14 protein-coding genes are annotated in these 17,276 nt (G+C 68.3%); 5 read left to right on the top strand and 9 right to left on the bottom strand.

The features are described from left to right. Positions 1-86: 86 nt before the first annotated feature. From BSZ36_RS17660 to BSZ36_RS17645, 4 genes are all read right to left on the bottom strand, one after another. Positions 87-572 (bottom strand): hypothetical protein, encoded by a 486-nt coding sequence (locus tag BSZ36_RS17660; RefSeq protein ID WP_094551758.1) that lies wholly within the window; start codon positions 570-572, stop codon positions 87-89. Between the two features lie 72 nt (positions 573-644). Continuing rightward, positions 645-1,202 (bottom strand): hypothetical protein, encoded by a 558-nt coding sequence (locus BSZ36_RS17655; protein ID WP_094551756.1) that lies wholly within the window; start codon positions 1,200-1,202, stop codon positions 645-647. A gap of 258 nt (positions 1,203-1,460) precedes the next feature. Next, positions 1,461-3,602, bottom strand: coding sequence for a hypothetical protein (locus tag BSZ36_RS17650; protein WP_143536982.1), 2,142 nt, complete (start codon positions 3,600-3,602; stop codon positions 1,461-1,463). Positions 3,603-3,767: 165 nt separating this feature from the next. After that, on the bottom strand, positions 3,768-4,940 hold the full coding sequence (locus tag BSZ36_RS17645; RefSeq protein ID WP_094551752.1) for a patatin-like phospholipase family protein: 1,173 nt from the start codon (positions 4,938-4,940) through the stop codon (positions 3,768-3,770). 153 nt (positions 4,941-5,093) lie between these two features. Here BSZ36_RS17645 and BSZ36_RS17640 point away from each other — a divergent pair, with 153 nt between their 5' ends. Together BSZ36_RS17640 and BSZ36_RS17635 are read left to right on the top strand one after the other, a co-directional pair. After that, entirely contained in the window at positions 5,094-7,043 is a 1,950-nt protein-coding gene (locus BSZ36_RS17640; protein WP_094551750.1) for a gluzincin family metallopeptidase, read from the top strand. Further along, positions 7,040-8,497 carry an MBL fold metallo-hydrolase gene (locus BSZ36_RS17635; protein WP_094551748.1) on the top strand — a complete coding sequence of 486 codons (1,458 nt, stop codon included), beginning with the start codon at positions 7,040-7,042 and terminating at the stop codon, positions 8,495-8,497. Before BSZ36_RS17640 ends, BSZ36_RS17635 begins: the two co-directional genes overlap by 4 nt. A gap of 24 nt (positions 8,498-8,521) precedes the next feature. On the opposite strand, the gene BSZ36_RS17630 is transcribed toward BSZ36_RS17635, so the two are convergent. From BSZ36_RS17630 to BSZ36_RS17620, 3 genes are read right to left on the bottom strand one after another with little or no spacing between them, the layout of a single operon-like run. Continuing rightward, on the bottom strand, positions 8,522-9,247 hold the full coding sequence (locus BSZ36_RS17630) for an ImmA/IrrE family metallo-endopeptidase (RefSeq protein ID WP_094551746.1): 726 nt from the start codon (positions 9,245-9,247) through the stop codon (positions 8,522-8,524). Between the two features lie 56 nt (positions 9,248-9,303). Further along, on the bottom strand, positions 9,304-9,732 hold the full coding sequence (locus BSZ36_RS17625) for a hypothetical protein (protein ID WP_094551744.1): 429 nt from the start codon (positions 9,730-9,732) through the stop codon (positions 9,304-9,306). Then, positions 9,732-10,187: a hypothetical protein gene (locus BSZ36_RS17620; protein WP_094551742.1), complete on the bottom strand. Its 456-nt coding sequence runs from the start codon at positions 10,185-10,187 to the stop codon at positions 9,732-9,734. Before BSZ36_RS17620 ends, BSZ36_RS17625 begins: the two co-directional genes overlap by 1 nt. Positions 10,188-10,438: 251 nt before the next feature. Here BSZ36_RS17620 and BSZ36_RS17615 point away from each other — a divergent pair, with 251 nt between their 5' ends. Next, complete coding sequence (locus BSZ36_RS17615; protein WP_094551740.1) at positions 10,439-11,605, top strand: anti-phage 6A-MBL system MBL-fold protein; 1,167 nt, start codon at positions 10,439-10,441, stop codon at positions 11,603-11,605. A gap of 7 nt (positions 11,606-11,612) precedes the next feature. After that, complete coding sequence (locus BSZ36_RS17610) at positions 11,613-13,895, top strand: ThiF family adenylyltransferase (RefSeq protein WP_094551738.1); 2,283 nt, start codon at positions 11,613-11,615, stop codon at positions 13,893-13,895. Positions 13,896-13,902: 7 nt separating this feature from the next. Here BSZ36_RS17610 and BSZ36_RS17605 read toward each other — a convergent pair whose 3' ends face one another. Then, a complete protein-coding gene (locus BSZ36_RS17605; RefSeq protein WP_143536981.1) occupies positions 13,903-14,967 on the bottom strand; it encodes an MBL fold metallo-hydrolase in 1,065 nt (354 codons plus the stop codon). A gap of 108 nt (positions 14,968-15,075) precedes the next feature. On the opposite strand from BSZ36_RS17605, the gene BSZ36_RS17600 reads away from it, so the two are divergent. Then, positions 15,076-15,330 carry a helix-turn-helix transcriptional regulator gene (locus tag BSZ36_RS17600; protein WP_094551734.1) on the top strand — a complete coding sequence of 85 codons (255 nt, stop codon included), beginning with the start codon at positions 15,076-15,078 and terminating at the stop codon, positions 15,328-15,330. Between the two features lie 285 nt (positions 15,331-15,615). Here the strand turns inward: BSZ36_RS17600 and BSZ36_RS17595 are convergent, their stop codons facing one another. Beyond that, the gene (locus BSZ36_RS17595; RefSeq protein ID WP_094551732.1) at positions 15,616-16,674 is read right to left on the bottom strand and encodes a tyrosine-type recombinase/integrase; all 1,059 of its coding nucleotides are present in this window, start codon (positions 16,672-16,674) and stop codon (positions 15,616-15,618) included. Between the last annotated feature and the right edge of the window lie 602 nt (positions 16,675-17,276).

Raw genomic sequence — 17,276 nt, 5'->3', positions numbered from 1 at the left:
CTGCAGCAGCGGCCCCAAGGGGGGCGCAGAGTCGGGCAGGGGAGAGGGCCTCGGGCGACCCCGCGTTTACCTACGATCACCACTCGTTATCCTGCCGCCTCGATCCACCTCACGTCGACTTCGGCCATCGGCTGCCCGCCCGGCCCCATCAACGGGAACGTCGCAGGCTTCACCAGCCCGCTCACGTCCGCCAGTCGGACCCGGTAGCGCGCCACCACATCGTCCTCAGCCACGTCGTCGTCGTAGACCTCGATCCACATCACGTCCTCCATTCCGACCCGAACGCCAGAGACCGCCCACGGCAGCGGGTACTGGCTCGGGACCGCGTTCGCCACTACCGAGCCGTTGTAGAGGACGGCCCCGTTCTCGGCTCGGATCACGACGAATGGGTCCGCTCCACCGCTCAGGTCCCATGCCGAGCCGTCCGGCTTCGACGGAGGAAGCGTGAGGAGCGTCACTGCGGTCACGTCTCCGCCTGAGTACGTCGGGAAGGCTTCGTCGAGCGCTTCTGCAAGTCCGGCGCAGCCGGAAAGGGGGAGAGCAAATAGGGACAGCAGGGCGAGAAGACGCATCGGGGAGAGGTGAGATAGGTGTGGGTTAGGGTTCGACAGGTTGCCGCAGTTCTTAAACCCTGGGGGCTCTCGTCACCCTGAGCTCCCTCGTGTCACTCCCGAACCTGTCACCGCACGGTGCATGACCATGAACTGCCGCGCCAGCCCCTCGTCTTCGGAGACGATCTCCTGACCATCGAGCCCCAGCCGCACGTAGTCCATGTTGACCCACCCCGCGTTCAGCACCTCGTCGCCGTACACCTCACCAAGCGCCGCAGCCAGATCCGCCGGGTCCAGGTACGCCGAGGCCGACTCGTATGCGTCGCGGTCGTACTTCGCGGGGTACGGCTCCGTCTCGTTCATCTCCTGCGTCATCGGCACCTGGGCGCGCAGCAGGGGAACTGACTCTCCGGGTGCTGCGGTCAGCCTCTGGCGGATGTAGGCCGCGACCTCCTCCTTCGACCGGTGCCGCGCCCAGGTCCGGTACCGACTCCCCGCATTCACTCCCGTGGCGAGGTGCGGCGCCTGATCGGCGGACTCCGAGATCACCCGGTCAGCGACGAGCGACTCGAGGCGGGCGAGCGCTGGCTCATCGATTAGCGGACCCTTCTCGCCAGCCGACTCGGGTCGGAACGCCCGCAGTGCTGACATCGCTTCCTCAACACTCGGGTAGGCCTGCTCCGGGACAAGGCATCGTCATCACCTGCCAGCACGTCGAGGCGGGCAAGGTCATGGGCATCCCCGTCCACGCCACCTCATCCTGAGGGACCACGAACTCCCGAGCCTTGCGGAGCGCGGCCTGTTGCAAGCGTAGGTCTCATGGTGCGAGAAAGCTCCCATCGTCTGTCCGTGCGAACCCGTCCACATCCGATTCTCGGAGGATGTGGTGGGCGCCCGGTCTGAACCTGGCTAGACGTCCCCGGACCACGAAAGGGAGAACAGCTCTCGAGGGGTCAGGGCCCGGCCGAACCCGGAGTCCAGGACTGTACACGGGCAGGTCCCATAGTCGCCGCCGCACCCATGGCACTCGATCCCGTCGATCAGCCATGCCAGGGTGACGCCGAGGGCCCCCGTCTCCAGCGCCTCGGCGAGGACGCTCCACCCCGCGTCTGCGTAGACGCCGGAGGGGCGGGTGAAGGAAGCCGCCCATCTCTCGGCCTCCTCGTCGTACCTCGGCCGCGGCGAAAGAGCTGCCGGGATTGGTGTGCGCTCGAGGAACAACCCGCTTGGCGTCAGCAGGTCGAGAACGGTCGGCGGGGCGTGCCCCTGCCCAGCGTAGTGGGATGCCACCTCACCCGACCACTCGGCCGCTTCGGCCCGAGAGCGAGGCAGAGCCGGCACCGCATCGAGCCACGCAACGAGGTCGGCTGCAGAGCCGGCCGCCGACACCCGCACCACCCGGTTCTCGACCGGATACGCGACCGTGAGCGTGAGGGCAGTCGTCGGCCCGGACCCCAAACACGACGCCGCGTAGGCTTGGAGGCCGGCGAGAGTCTCCTCCACGAGGCCGGCGTCCTCGGTCCCGTGTACAAGCGGGCACAGGTTGACGATGCCGTCGCGGTAGTGCACGTATTGCGTGCTCGGCGGGAGCACGACCTCCCCGCCGCTATGGTCCAGAATCTTCTTGAGGTCCAGCGTTCCGAGCTCGAGCAGGGGGGCTGGGGCGTAAGGCTCGGGACTCGGGAGGAACGTGAACGGGCGGAACCACCGCTCCGGGGTCGGGTCCTGCGATCGGGGGTGGAACGACAGGCACGCGCGGACTCCGCTGCCAGAGCGCAGGGTGGGCGAGGCGAGTCGGTCCCGCAAATGCTCCACGGTACTCGCCTCCCTCAGGGCCGGTAGGACGCCAGCGCCGTCATTGGCTTGACTAGTGGGGCCAGGTGGGGCCGTGGGTACACCCACGAGCGCAGCCCGCTCGCTCCCGTCGCTCCCTGCCAGGTACTCACCGACCAGGTAGTTGTCTCGGTAGTAGTCGTGGACTAGCCGCTTCCACATGGCGAGAGGCAGCGGGTCGTCCGTCCTCCACAGCTTCGTGTAGTCGGTCTGGCGTGTGGCCCGGTTCAAGTGCAGGTCGAGCCGTTCGACCATCTGCGTTTCGTCGTACACCCGCACGGCGCCGTCCAGATGCTCAACGGTCCCCGTCTCCCCGTCGACGATCGAGTGCACGTAGCGGCACCCGTAGCGGTCCCCGAGTGCAGCAGAAGGCCAATCCCTCACCTCCTCCACCTCGAGCGTGAAGGCCCCGTTCCGCTCGTACCAGTGGAAGTCGGTGTGGATCACCTGGCTAAATAGGTGGTGCCGCTCGTCGCTCCCATGACGGACAGGCCCCGCCTCGATGGACGACAGGTCGTCCGTGAACGGCGGGCCGAACCAATACTGGAACTCGTAGGGCTGACGGTATGTCGCGGCCAGCCCCACGAGGTCGGGGTCGAGTGCCACTCGCACAACGACCCCCGCTTCCACGGCTTCGCGAAGCGTGTCGAAGAAGGCGCCGTTCAGCGTGTTGTAGCGGGAGAACGACCGGCGAAACATGGGGTGGCCGAACACGACGAGGTCGCCGCTCTGAAACGCTCCCCCACCCAGTGGGACTAGGCCCGCGAGCTCGATTAGGCCGTCTCCGTCTTCGGTCCCGTAAAGCCCGGGGAGCGCCTCGCGGACGAGGCCAGGTCGGAGCAGGCACGCGGCCCCGGCGTAGAACAGCTCTGCGGTCTCGCCAGCCACTGGGAGCGCGCGGCGCAGCTCCGCCTCGTGTGGACGGCACTCTCGCTCGACCCTCTCCGCGAACAGCGCCGCGAGCCGTTCCCGGAGGGCATCCCGTTCCTCCTCTGTCTCGGCCAACTCGGCCACACCGTACGCCGAGGTCAGCCCGGGGTCGAAGCACAGCGCATACGGGCGGCCCCACCCCTCCAGGCGCTCGTGGTCGTGCGATACCAAACGCGGCAGTCCCTCCTCCCATGCGGTCCACATCGACCCCGCATGGGCACCGGCCGTCACCCGGATCCTATACCGGTTGACGGCGTCGCTCCCGAGCGGGACGAGGTGCCGCTCCACCGGGGCTACGGCTGAGGACCACTCGAGGTTGGTCCGCGTCGCTTCCTCGACCTCGCACCGACCCGACCCGCCTTGAAGCCGGACCGGACGGAAGTTGACGTACACCTGAAGCCGGACGTGGGCTTCGTCTTCACCTTGAGGTCGTGAGTGGGCATAACGGTGGAGCTATCCGACCTTAGCGTCAGGATAGGGGAAGGCGCCCGCTGGAAGCGATGGGTCCACGTGCGCGCGGAGGGCCGCGTCGCACACGGCGTACCCCCAGTTGATCAGCCGCTCCTGACGCACGTCCGACAGTCGCTTCAAGCGAGTCGGCGTCTCGGCCAGCCGCACTGTCTCCGGGGCAGGGCAGGGGAGGGCGTCCCCGAGCCCGTACCTCGCGATGTCCGTCCGGATTCCCCAGTACGCCCCCCTCTTCCGGCCCGAGGCGAACGCGCCGATCGTCTGGCGCTTCCGGAGGTTCCGGACCTGACTGTCGATCACGCCCAGCACGCGGACCGAATGGCGCGCCCAATCGCTCGGCGGGTCCGGGTCGGGCTCGAACGCCCCGCCACCGTCGGAGACCAGGACCGTCCCGTGACGCTTCCAGGCGGTCTCCAGTCCGAGGTTGTCATACACGCCCCCGTCGCTTAGGACGACCTCTTCCCTGTATGCGCGCCCGGTCAAGCCGTCCCCCGTGCTCGCGTCGAAGTCGGACGAGTCGAGGTCGAGCACAACTGGGGAGAGCACTGGCGGGAACGCCGACGACGCGGCGACCGCCCGGGCGAGCGGCACCGACGGTTCGCGGACGATACCCACCCGCCAGTCGCCCATGTACGGCCGCGAGAACCTCCACAGCTTCCCGCTTTGGAGGTTCGTGGCGTTGATGACGAAACGGGGCGCGTCCCCGGCCGAGTCGTCCGGAAGGTCCTGGAGCGTCGCGTCCCCGAACAGGTACCGCGCGTACGCCGCCGCAACCTTGTCGCCAACGGACCCCGGCAGGAGCACACCCGTGAGCACCGCGCCCGCGTCGAGCGTCCGGCTTGCCAGCACCCGAACGGGGTCCGCTACGCGAGTCTCGAACTGTGTCGCGACTCCACCGGCCCACCCCAGGTCGTCCCATGCGAGCGCCAGCACGCCGGCCGTGATCGAGCCGCCCGACACGCTCGACACGCGCGCGAGCGTTCGGAGCATCCCAGCCTCGTTGAGCCGCCACAGCGAGCCGACGTGGAACAGCATCGCGCGGTAGCCACCGCCGGACAAGCAGAGGGCTACGTCGCTCGCGGCTCCAGCGAGCGCTTCAGCGTCGGGCTCGGGATCGTAGTCGTGGATCGGGTCGGCGGGGTCTGGGAGCGTCTCCATCGGCTTCTGTGAAACGGAGATCCAAGGAACGGGTGCGCGTTCAAACCTGCAACTGCGAAGACGATACATGATTAAACGTGTGATCGGTGCATGGGGACAGGTAGATCGGTACGCGTCTGGATCGTAGAATCCTCGCTGTCGCCACCGACGATCATGTCCAACTACCCCGCCCCCCCTCGCCGCCGTCTTCGGGCCTTCGCGTTCGACCCTGGTCGGTCCACTCGCCTCGACACGGCCGCCATCAACGAGGTCACGATCCCCGTCCGCTGGGAGACCGACCTCTCTCCAGGCCCTGTCGGCGAGTACCTCGAAGTCGTCGACGTCGACCCGGCGTCGAACCGGCTCTACCGACCTGTCGACCTCAACGACCCCCACCTCCTCGCCCAGGACGGCCTCGCCCCATCGCTCGGAACCCCCCAGTTCCACCAGCAGATGATCTACGCCGTCGCGATGACGACGATCGAGCGGTTCGAGGAGGCCCTCGGGCGGCGCGCCCTCTGGGCCGCCGGTCGCTACGTCGGCGCCGACGGACGGACCAAGTACGTCGAGTTCGTCCAGCGCCTCCGCGTCTACCCCCACGCTCTACGCGAGGCCAACGCCTACTACAGCCCGGCGAAGAAGGCCCTCCTCTTCGGGTACTTCCCGGCCGCCCCGGCCCGCCGCGACGGCGCGCTCCCGGGAGGCCTCGTCTTCACCTGCCTCTCCCACGACGTCGTCGCGCACGAGACGACCCACGCCCTCCTCGACGGGATGCACCGGCGGTTCGCCGAGCCGTCCAACCCCGACGTCCTCGCCTTCCACGAGGCCTTCGCCGACCTCGTCGCTCTATTCCAGCACTTCTCGTTCCCGGAAGCGCTCCGCCACCAGATCGCGCGGACCCGTGGCGATCTCGGCGCTGAGTCGCTCCTCGCTCAGCTCGCCCAGGAGTTCGGCCGAGCGGCCGGGGGGCACGGCGCGCTCCGCGACGCGCTCGGCGGCCCCAGCGACGACGGCCGCTGGCGGCCCCGCCGGCCAGACCCCCACGCCCTCGAACGCGCCCTGGAGCCCCACGACCGCGGGTCCGTCCTCGTCGCTGCGGTCTTCGGCGCCTTCGTCGCGATCTACCGCGAGCGGACGGCGCGCCTCGTCCGCATAGCCACCGGGGGATCTGGCATCCTCCCGGAGGGGGCGCTCCCGCACGACCTCGTCGACGCGCTCGCGGACCAGGCTGCCAAGGCCGCCTCGCACCTCCTGCGGATGTGTATTCGGGCGCTCGACTACTGCCCGCCCGTCGACGTCACCTTCGGCGAGTACCTCCGCGCGCTCATCACTGCCGATCGGGACCTCGTCCCGGACGACGCGCACGGCTACCGCGTCGCCCTCGTCGAGTCGTTCCGGGCTTGGGGGATCTATCCCGACGGTGTCCGGAGCCTCTCCGAGGAGGCACTCCTCTGGCGAGCTCCGCGCGGCGAGGAGGCCGACGCCATCCGGCGCGCGCTCGGCGACGCGGAGGCCATCCGGGAGCGGTTCGTCCCCGACTGGGGCCTCCGAACGGACCGCGAGGCCGTCAGCGACGCCGCAAACGAAGCCTGCGAGGAGGTCAACAAAGCGCTCATGAGCGGCCCGCACTACGACGCCGCGGAGGCGCTCGGTCTGACCCTCCGTCCCGACGCGCCGGGGTCGATCTCGAGGTCCTCCTACTGGTCAAGGACGCACCCCAATAGCCCAGCCCTGGAGATCCACGCCGTCCGACCCGCCCGGCGTGTCGCCCCTTCCGGCGAAATCCACACCGACCTCGTCGCCGTGGCCACCCAGCGCCGGTTCGGGTTCTTCGACTCGGACCGCCAGGCGGCGGCCGACGCGGGAACCATGAAGGACGTGGAGGAGCAAGCCGACTTTGTTTTCCGTGCCGGCGCCACCCTCCTCATCGACCTCGCGACCGGACGTCCCCGGTACCTCATCGGGAAGCGGATCGATGACGACGCCCGCCTCGACCGGCAGCGCCGCTACCTCCGTGACCGGTTCAATCCAGCTCTCCAGGGGGTCTATTTCGGGGCGCGATCCGCTGCCGATCCTGCCCCCGAACCCTTCGCCCTCCTCCACCGCGCCGCCCCGTCCCCATGAGCACCCTCAGCGCACCCCCCGGTGGCGCCGTCGTCCGGATGTACGACCCCGGCGGACTAGGCGACTGCTTCCTCCTCGCGTTCCCTGGTCCCGGTGGCGACGACCGGCCCGCTCGTTACGTCCTCGTCGATTGCGGCGTGTTCAACGGGACCCGCGGGGGCTCGAAGCAGATGCGGAACGTCGCCGCCGACGTTGTCGCGGTGACCGGAGGGCGAATCGACGTCCTCGTCCTCTCGCACGAGCACTGGGACCACCTCTCGGGCTTCCAATGGGCGCGGGAGACGTTCGAGAACGACCTCCAGATCGACGAGGTCTGGGCCGCCTGGACCGAGGACCCCGCCGATCCCGACGCCGTCCGCCTCCAGCGAGAGCTCGACGCCGACTTCGGCACGCTCCAGCTCGCGGCCAGCCGCCTCCGGGAGGCTCGCGACCCCCACCTCCGCGCTCGCGCGGACGAGATCGGCGGGGTCCTCGGCTTCCTCGGTGTTGGTGCCTCGAAAGCGGCGCTCCGGACGCTCGCCGCCGTGCCGGACCGGTTCGCAGCCAAGCGGAGCCGCGGGACGGCCAAGCAAATGGACCTCGCGCTCTCGCTTGGCGATCACGCCCGGTACCTCTCTCCGGGTGAGGCTCCGGTCCCCGTCGCTCCGGGCGTCCGCGCGTTCGTTCTCGGGCCTCCTCGGAATGAGGCCCTTCTCCGGCGCTCCGACCCGCGCCGGCACAGCGGCGAGGTCTACGAGCACGCGGCAGCCGAGACCGCCCGGACCCGCGACGGGCTTGCCGACGCCCTCGCCGACGACGACCCTTCGGCTCCGTTCGGCCCGGACACCGGGGTTCCGCTCGGCGACGCGTCTACGGGCGACCTCGCCGACTTCGTCCTCGACCACTACGGCGGCGACGAGCCCCCCCCCGAACTCGCCTGGCGGCGGATCGACGAGGACTGGCTGGGGACCGCGGAGGCCCTCGCGCTCCAACTCGACGGCGACGTCAACAACACGAGCCTCGCCCTCGCCTTCGAGCTCGCCGACGGCCGCGTCCTCCTCTTCCCTGGCGACGCCCAGGTCGGCAACTGGCTCTCGTGGCACGAGCTCTCGTGGGACGACGACGGCCAGCTGGTCACAGCCGAGACCCTCCTCGGCCAGACCGTCCTCTACAAAGTCGGCCACCACGCCAGCCACAACGCGACCCTCCGCGACCTCGGCCTCGAGCTCATGAGCCATCCCGACCTCACCGCGCTCGTCCCCGTCAACGAGGCCCAGGCACGCAAGAAAAAGTGGGCCATGCCCTTCGCGCCGCTCGACGCCCGGCTCCAGGAGCGGTGCAGCGGCCGCGTCCTCCGCGCCGACACCAAGGTCCCCGACCGACCCGCTGGCGTCTCTCAACGCACCTGGCAGTCGTTCCTCGGCCGGGTCTCGACGGACCCCGACGGCCTCTGGGTCCAAGTCGAGATCGAGTAGTCTCGTTTCGGTCCTAGCGAGCCCCTACGGGTCGAGAATCAGGCTCAGGGTGGCGTCGAGAGACGGCATCGCGAGGCAGTCCTCGTACACGTCCGCCGACGGGTCGAGGTCATCGTCTGAGAACCACGCGGTCACAGGCGTCGGCTCCGGCCCGCGACTCGTGGCTCCGCTCGAAAACGCCTCCCCCGCCCCCGAATAGGGGTGGACCGCCCGACCCCGCTCGACGTACCGGCACGAGAACGACGGGCTGATCAACGACCATTCCACTCGGCCGCCGACGCAGAACACGAGCGCGCTCGGGGCGACGTCGAGGTGGACGAACCGGAACGCCGCCGCTGTCAGAGACGCCCGGTACGCATCGGCCACCTCCCCGACCGACGCCAGCGACCGCGCTCCGTGCGCGTCGGCGCAGAAGGCGGCCTTCGGCATCAGGAGCTCAGCGGCGAACCGATTCGCCTCCGTCTCCTGAGGGCGGCGACGGTGCCAGTCGAGGAAGTCCCTCCCGTCGCAGACAAACACGGGCGCGTCTCGGTGGAGCTCGTGGTGCCCGAGCTCGTGCGCCGCGACGAACCGGCGCTTTCCGTCGTGGCGGATCGCCGAGTCCACTGTCGCGATCGACCACTCGTTCCGCCGGATGAGCCGGCCCTCGGACCCCCGGATGGGGGCCGCCCGGAGCACGAGCTTCCTGTCGAACGCGAGGTCACGGAGGTCGATGTCGGCCGCCCGCGTGATTCCGTACGCCTTTAACATCTGACGGGCGTGGGACTCAGCCCGAGCGGAGGCGAGATCGAGTCGAGGGCGCGCCGTCACTCGTCCGCCTCGCCCTCGTCTAGCAGACGGAGAAGCTCGGCCTCGGTGAGCATGTCGGCCACGTCGGCCTCGTCGAGGTGATCCACGTTCCGAAAGTGGACCTGTAGCTCGCCCTCCGGCGTGCCCAGAAGGTCCGCCAGCGCCGACACCAGGTCGACCCCCCGTGCGCGGGCTTCGCGGAGCTTCGCCGCCGCGACTTCTTTCATTCCGGTCAGGCGCGAGGCCGTCGCCTCTCTCGCCATGGCCGCCGACCGGAGCCGGGCGCGACCAAGCAGGGGAGCTATGAATGCCGCGCCCGCAGCACGGACGGCCTCGGGGTCACGCCCATCCCCGCGGTGGGTTTCGTCCGCGAGTGCGTCGTCGCGGAGCGCAGCCTCGGCGAGGCCGTCTAGGAGGCGGAGATGCGGGTCGTCGGACGGAGCCATCAGCGGGAGCGGTTGGGTGTCCCAACGTCGGACCAGCACGGGTGCGCCGCAAGCGCCTTCCGCATCCGCCGGACGAACGTCTTGGTCATCGCATACACCTCCTTCACCGTCGTCCCGATCATCTCGGCCACGACCGACCGGCTCTCGCCGTCCTCGATCCCCATCCGGACCGCCTCGTACCGATCGTCGTCCCCGACCACCTCCGCACAGATCGCCTCCAGTGCGTCCGCGCACTCCCCGTCGGCCAAGGCCGTCTCGGGGTCGGCCTCGGCGACGACCACGCCGCCGATCCGGTCCTCAACAGTCTCTGGTACCCGGTGTCTGTGCTCCGCCCGCTGGATGAGATTCGACGTGATGCTGTCGACGGCGGCCCGCAGGTGATCCACGAGGTCGGGGTATGTCTCCGGGTCCCACGCCCGCGACCCCTCGATCGTTTGGGCAATCGCTTGTTGCACGACGTCCTCCGGTCGGCGTCCAAGCGGGAGCAGACCGGTCCCCGAAATGCGGAGCCGGGCCGCCTTCCAGGTCGCGTACGCTTCCAGTCGACTATAGATCGAGGGCCAGTCCGCGTCGTCGAGGGGAGTAGGGGAGGGGGGCGGCAAAAAAAGTCGAAGGGGTGTGACGAATCGGGGGGCGACCCCAGCAGGATGTTCTAGGGAGCCTCTGCTCCCTCTACTTCTGACCTCCAAGTTTACATACGCCCCCCATGCCCACGATCACCTGCTTCCCGCTCGACAACGCCGATTGCTCGCGGATCGACCTCGACGATGGTCGCTCCATCCTCGTCGACTTCGCGGCCGTCGCCACCGACGACCCCTCTGACAAGCGCGTAGACCTCCCGGCTGAACTCCGCGCCCACCTCAGCCGCAACAAGAAGGACGGCTACGAGGCCGTCGCCTTCACTCACTTCGACAATGATCACATCTGCGGGGCTAGCGACTTCTTCTGGTTCGACCGCTACGAAAAGTACCAAGGCGAGGGGCGAGCCAAAATCGGGACCCTTATGGTCCCGGCCGTCGCCATCCTTGAGACCGGCAACACCGGGGACTCCCGGTTGATCCGGGACGAGGCACGGCACCGCCTCGTGAAGGGGTACGGGATCCGGGTCTTTTCAACGCCCGGACTCCTCACCGACTGGCTCCGCGACCGCGGCATCGACCCAGCCACGCGCGCCCATCTCTTCACCGACGCCGGAGAACTCGTCCCGGAGTTCACACTAGAGCGGGACCGCTTCGAGATGTTCGCGCACTCACCGTTCGCCACGCGCTCCGAGCAGGGCCTCAAGCCCAACCGCAACGGTGACTGCCTCGGCTTCCAGGCCGTCTTCGACGTGAACGGCCGCCTCACGCGCGCTCTCTTCCTCGCCGACCTCCGGGCCAACGAAATCGACCAGATCGTCGCCATCACCGAGTGGCACGCGAAGAACCCCGATCATCCCGACCCGTCGCGCTTCGATCGACTGCGCTGGGATGTCTTCCACCTCCCACACCACTCGTCCTACCTCTCGCTCCATCCCTCCGAGCGTGGCTCGCGCAAAACAACCCCGCTGCCCAACGTAGCCCGCCTGTTCGAGGACTATGGTGAGCCCCAGTCAATCCTGATCTCTCCGAGCCGCCCTGTTCGCCGCTATAAGGACAACGATCCACCGCATCCCGAGGCCGCGGCGTACTACAAGGATGTTGCCGAGGGTCACGGCAACCGGAGGAACTACGTCGTGACCATGGAGCACCCCACGCCGGGCCAGCCCAAGCCGCTCGTCATCGCCATTACTGTCAACGGCGCGACCGTGGCCAACGCCACGCCTCCCGGCTGGGGCGCCGGCCCCGTTGTCGGGGGCGCCACACCTTCCTCCAGCGCCATCGATCACGGCTGAGCCTTTCATGTCACCCGCCGACCTACCCCTCGCGCTTGCCACGGCACTAGCAGAGGCCCGCGAGATCGAGGCCGCCTCCGGGGGGGGCTTCTCTATCGTGGGCATCCGCTATGACGCCGGAAGCCTGACGATTGACGTCGACCTCGACGCCCGGACGTTTATTGCCGCGCACACTCCTGGTGGTCTCCTCTTCGAACCGACCGAGCACGTCAGCATTACGCTTCCGCCGACGTTCCCCGTGGGGTATCCCCGTGCGTCCGTCGCTCACACACGGTTCGCCGGTTACGAGAACGTCCTCCGAGGCGACGGTCTCTGCCTCTTCAGATCCCCGTCGACTGACTGGGACCCGAAAATGGGCCTGTCGGGCTACGTCCTCGAACGGCTCTGGACGTGGTTCGACCGGGTAGCCCGGAACGACGTCGAACAACAGGGGGGGGCGTTCCACGCGCCTACCCTTTCTCGGGTGCTGCCCGTCCCCGCCGCGGTCGTCGCCGAGGCGTCTGAGCCCGACGCCACACGGCCGTGGATGGGATACACGCGCCTGACGGTTGCACCTCCCAAAGCGATCGACCATGCACGGGCGAGCACGCCCGACCGCGTGGTCATCAAGGGGTGGGACACGTCTACGGCGAGACACATCCGCGGTCAGCGCTTTGGGGCTGCGGTCCTCGTCGGTGGTCGGCTCGGATTCGAATTCCCGGACACCCTCGGGTCCCTTCTCCGCTCCCTCGAGTCCACTGGACTCGAGCCCCGAACAGTCGTAAAGCACCTCGGCCGCGTCGCGCGCGCCGGAGTCCGGGGCCACCCCCTTTACTTCACCATCGGGACCTCGATGGGGATAGACGACTCACGTCACTTCTTGACAACGCTGTTCCTTCCTCGGCCCCTTTCAGAGGCTCTATGGGAAGCTGGTGGGACGCGTCGAAAAGAGGAGGCCATCGACCGGGTCCTTACCGAGGGCGATGGGCTGCCGCTGCTCGTCTGTCGATCGCACGAGGCCCGACCTACTGTCGCCGTGCGCCGCGATCAGGGCGCCCCTATGTCATGGTTCGAGGGTCGGGAGGTCGCGATCTGGGGGTGTGGCGCAGTCGGTGGTCCCATTGCTATCGCCATTGCGAGAGCCGGGGCCGCACGGCTCGTCCTCCGAGACAAAGGCGTCGTCTCACCAGGACTCCTCGCCCGCCAACCCTACGAAGCTGACGACGTCGGTCTCGCCAAGGTGGACGCACTCCGCCATCGGATCCGAGGGATCCGCCCTGACCTCAGGGTCGAGGCGGACATCAACGATGTCACTCGGATTCCACCGGGCACTGACTGGAGCGACGGCGCCGAGATCGTCATCGATGCGACCGCTGCAATCCCCGTCCGAGCGTTCCTCGACCTCCGCCGTAGTACGCCGGCGGTCCCGATCCTGACCGTTGGGGTCGACGCTAGAGCCGAACGCGTGTTCGCCCGTCTACTCACAGGAAGTGACCCGGGGAGCCTCGGCGACCTCGAGCGTGACGTCCGGCTCCAACTCGCCGAGCGTGAGGGAGGCCGCGAATACCTGGACGGCTTCTTTCCGTCCCGCCCACGGGACTCTACGGACCCCTTCTACCCCGAGCCCGGCTGTTCAGAGAGTACCTTCGTCGGTTCTGCAGCCGACATGAATGCCCTGTCCGCGATGGCACTCAATTGGAGTGCTCGGCGTCTCGTCCAGTCACAGGGAACGAGTGCGGCCCTCCTCGCCTGCCAGCCGTACCTCGCACTCGAAGACACTGATCGGCTCGCCTCCGTCCAGTTCGGCGCTCGGCCCTACTGTCATCTCAAAGACCCCAGGCTCGGATTTACAGTTCACCTTGGAGAAGGCGTGACCAGTCAGCTTTCGCGCGCGATCGCGGACGCTCGGGAGCGCCTCGGACCCGATGTAGAAACGGGGGGGGCACTTTTTGGCGACTGGGATTCCGTCCGCAGGGTCGTCTGGATCGACCGCGCTGGCCCCCCTCCCCTCGACAGCATCGAGGCCGTGGATCGATTTACGTGCGGAGTAGAAGGGCTGGCCGCCGAGACCGAACGGCTCGCCACCGCCTCGCATGGGGCGGTAGGGTTTATAGGAACGTGGCACACGCACCCCAGACATCCCCCGGAACCCAGCGGGCGCGATCTCGCTAGCCTCGCCGACGTGTTCTCGCGCCCCGAACGGCTGCCCCGTGTGTTTACGATGCTCATCGTGGGGTCCCCCCACACGGCCCCCGAGCTACATCCCCACGTGTTTTCCAAGGGCGAATTCCGTGGGATACCCGCCCCTTGAATACGCATCAGCCATGCCAGACGAGGTCGCCCTGCATGTGGGTGAAGTGGACGGATCGTGCGATCCGGCCGAGCTCGGGCTTCACCTTGGGCCACAGGCGGTCGCCTACTGAAACCTCAACCCGGTTGCCCCTCAACTTGAACATCTCCCGGTTCCACTTTGTCCCGTGGTGGGGCGCGACGATGACGTCGAAGTCGATCAGGCCCTCACCGACGAGGTACGAGAGGGCCCCCGTCAGCGCTCGCCCCTCGAGGTCGCCCAGGCAAAGTACGCGGCGGTCCAGCACGAACGCGAGCCCCAGGGAGTTCGCGGCGTCCCGGAGAGCGCGGTTGACCTCGCGCAGCTCCTCATCGGGGAGCATGTCGTCAAGGCTCTCGTAGTGGTCTGGGTCCAACGGCTCATGCTGCCGCCTCGGCCGTCCCTCTCGCTCCCACGGGTCGATTCGGTCCCGGTTTCGTACGGGAGCTTTGTCACCATCGGCGTAGGCCTCCACGGACTCCGTCGCCTCGTAGAGCTCTCGGAGGCGGGTGTGCCGATCGAGGGCATCATGGAACTTCCGAACGGCGCCCTCGATGGTCTCGCTGAGCGCCCCCTGGATATGGTGGGGAGGCCAGATCACATGGAGTTCCCCGGCAGACGTCTGTACCCTCCGTCCCTGCTCAAGGGGTACTCGCACGACAGGCCGCCGGCTCAGACGTGCCACCCGGTGCCAGAGGTCGATCTCCATGCTTCCCGTGCCGGAGCCCAGCGCGAAGAGGGCGAACGTCGCTCGGAGCAAGTCGACAGCTCCCGGCGTCGGGAGCCGCGGGTGGTACAGCGTGGAGAGGTACGGGAGGGGAGGGACGCTCCCCGCGTCGGACGCGTACACCCACCCGTTGTAGTGGTCGGTGTGGTAGTGCGTAATGAGAAACGCGTCCGTACGCCATCGTTCCTCCGCAGAGCACCCGTTCACCCACCGGCTGGCGGCGAACGCGCCGCCCGACTGGGACCCGCAATCAACGTGGAGCCCCGCCCACCCGCAAGAGGCGTACATCGAGAGGCCGTCACCGACGGCCAGCAGGCGTCGCGTCATGAGGCGCATGAGGTAACGGTCTAGAGAGGTTGGCGCCCGGTGAGAGTCCAACGAGGCAGGATCGTGATTGCACTGCAACGGAATGTTACATGTCGCGCTCCAATTGCCGTGCCCACGGTCGTCCACGACACCACCTTTCTCACGGCCTCCATGGTCGCCGACCTCGTGGGCATCTCCCGCCAGTCGCTATGGCGCTGGAAGAAGGCTGGGCTCGTCCCCGCCGGTCGGCGCTACCGCGGTCGGGAGCTCTTCTACACCCGCGACGAGGTCGAGGCCATCTACGCGCACGCCCACAGCCTCGAGCCCGAGGACGCCGCCGCTCATGTTGACCAACTCGATCTTTTCTCCTCCCGCACCCCCTGACTCTGCACGAGTACCAGTGTGCCTATGCGCTCGCTCCCATCCAGCGAATGCATCATCAACGCGCCGGAGATATGCCGGGGATCGCCGAGCCGCTCGATCGATAGGCCCAGCGCATCGGATGTCGGAACGTCTTCCCCCTCGAGCCGAGAAGGGTAGAGGCATTGAAGGCCGGATCTACCTCATTAGACCGACTACCCTAAGAGCCACTGCGTCAAGCTGAGACAGAGGAATACGCAGGACCACGACATGAGCGTCCTAAAGCGCCATCCTGAGCGGCTCAGTCCTTCATCCGTCGTACGGCACATCCAGCCGTGAGGCCGCTTGCTCCTTTGCCCGCTCCCCCCGCCGGTCGTACCCCGCCGTCGTCGTCGGGCTCGCGTGGCCGGCCAACTGCTGTGCGACGGACAGGTCCGCGCCCTCGTCTAAGAGGTCGCCGACGTAGCTCCGCCGCAAGTCATGCGGGCTGAATGAATCCACACCCGCCTCCTCCGCCCGCGTCTTGAGCACGTGGTAGACCGCCTGCCCCGTGAGCGACGCGGCCGTGCGGTCGAGCCGGCCGCCACGGCGCGCCCGGACGAAGAGCGGGGTGTCGCTATATATAGGTGAGAGAAGAGAGGGCTCGCCTCTGGCGCCGACGAGCCCCTCAACGCGGACGGTGAGGTAGTCCCGGAGCGCGTGGAACGCCCCCGGCGGGATTGGCACGACTCGCTCCTTGTTGCCCTTTCCGCGCACGACGACGCGCCGCTGCACCAAGTCGAGGTTGCCCACCATGAGCGTCGCCAGCTCGTCCCGTCGCAGACCGCACCCGTAGCCGAGCGCCACGAGCGCCGCGTCGCGTTGTCCTTTCTCGGTCACGATCGGAGCATCACCCTTCCGAGGCGATACCGGTGTAAGACACGCCTCGATGAGCGCGCGCAGCTCGCCTCGGGCGAGCGACCGGCCTGTGGCCGCCGAAGCCGACGATCCTTTGACCGCGCGGACCGCCGCTGCCCGGTGGTAGTGCTCGGTCTCCATGAGCCCGAGCTCCCACGCCTCGCGGAGCACGCCTCGTAGCGCGGAGAGCGTCTTGTTCACCGTCGTGTACTTGAACCGCTCCGCCAGCGCGGCGCGGACGGCCTTGGCGTGCTCGGCGCGGAACGACCCCCACGGGAACGCCTCTGGCGCCGGAGGCGGGGCAGCGTCGGGCACGCAGATCGCGGCGACCGTCGCGAGCGCGCCGCGCATGGTCCGACGGGACCCGGGCGCCAAGCGCGCGAGGTAGACCGTCGCCGGGTTGGGACCGGGCCGGGGGCTCGCGACCTCGACGGGCGAGAGGGCTGGGACGGGAAGGGTCGGCTCGTTCATTCCGTTATTGCAATTTCACTTCATTCACTGGCCGATGCCGCCGAGCGGTCGGAGGGTCGCGTCGCGGAAGCTACGCCTATCGAGAACCGTCATTCTCATAAGTCATATCCCAACGCCGAGATTCCGCTCACGCCCGGGAAACTCCGCTCATCGGGCGCCAGGAAAGGAGGCACATCGATACTAATTGCCAACGCGCCGCGTACATTGCCAATCCAACCTCCGCCCGCGCCATGACCGTCACCATCGACAAGTTCGGCCGCGTCCTCATTCCCAAGCCGCTCCGCGACCGCGTCGGCCTCGCCGCCGGCGCCGTGCCCGACGCGCCTCCGCTCGTTCGCAAGAACGGGCGCCTCGTCTACACCGGCGCCATCAACGGCGGCCAGGACGTCGTGGCGTTCATCCAAGCTGGCGGCTCACGCGGACCCGCCAGCTTGCGGGCATGGAGATCCCCGACGCCAAGGACACCGCCTCTGAGGGTGACGACGCGGTCGCCGAGTCCCCAGGCGCGTGAGGGTCCTCGCCGACACGTCCGTCCTTATCCCGGCCCTCATCGAAGCGCACCCCCACCTTGCGCGCACAGCCCCGACCCTTGACGGGGGTAC

Source organism: Rubricoccus marinus, from assembly GCF_002257665.1.
Lineage (GTDB): Bacteria > Bacteroidota > Rhodothermia > Rhodothermales > Rubricoccaceae > Rubricoccus > Rubricoccus marinus.
This window is presented reverse-complemented; position numbering and strand designations above follow the sequence as displayed.

What these genes read in the sequence shown, in the direction of transcription:
- BSZ36_RS17660 (WP_094551758.1), bottom strand. Translation starts at nt 572, where the DNA reads ATGCGTCTTCTCGCCCTGCTGTCCCTATTTGCTCTCCCCCTTTCCGGC.
- BSZ36_RS17655 (WP_094551756.1), bottom strand. Translation starts at nt 1,202, where the DNA reads ATGTCAGCACTGCGGGCGTTCCGACCCGAGTCGGCTGGCGAGAAGGGT.
- BSZ36_RS17645 (WP_094551752.1), bottom strand. Translation starts at nt 4,940, where the DNA reads ATGGAGACGCTCCCAGACCCCGCCGACCCGATCCACGACTACGATCCC.
- BSZ36_RS17640 (WP_094551750.1), top strand. Translation starts at nt 5,094, where the DNA reads ATGTCCAACTACCCCGCCCCCCCTCGCCGCCGTCTTCGGGCCTTCGCG.
- BSZ36_RS17635 (WP_094551748.1), top strand. Translation starts at nt 7,040, where the DNA reads ATGAGCACCCTCAGCGCACCCCCCGGTGGCGCCGTCGTCCGGATGTAC.
- BSZ36_RS17630 (WP_094551746.1), bottom strand. Translation starts at nt 9,247, where the DNA reads ATGTTAAAGGCGTACGGAATCACGCGGGCGGCCGACATCGACCTCCGT.
- BSZ36_RS17625 (WP_094551744.1), bottom strand. Translation starts at nt 9,732, where the DNA reads ATGGCTCCGTCCGACGACCCGCATCTCCGCCTCCTAGACGGCCTCGCC.
- BSZ36_RS17615 (WP_094551740.1), top strand. Translation starts at nt 10,439, where the DNA reads ATGCCCACGATCACCTGCTTCCCGCTCGACAACGCCGATTGCTCGCGG.
- BSZ36_RS17610 (WP_094551738.1), top strand. Translation starts at nt 11,613, where the DNA reads ATGTCACCCGCCGACCTACCCCTCGCGCTTGCCACGGCACTAGCAGAG.
- BSZ36_RS17605 (WP_143536981.1), bottom strand. Translation starts at nt 14,967, where the DNA reads ATGACGCGACGCCTGCTGGCCGTCGGTGACGGCCTCTCGATGTACGCC.
- BSZ36_RS17595 (WP_094551732.1), bottom strand. Translation starts at nt 16,674, where the DNA reads ATGAACGAGCCGACCCTTCCCGTCCCAGCCCTCTCGCCCGTCGAGGTC.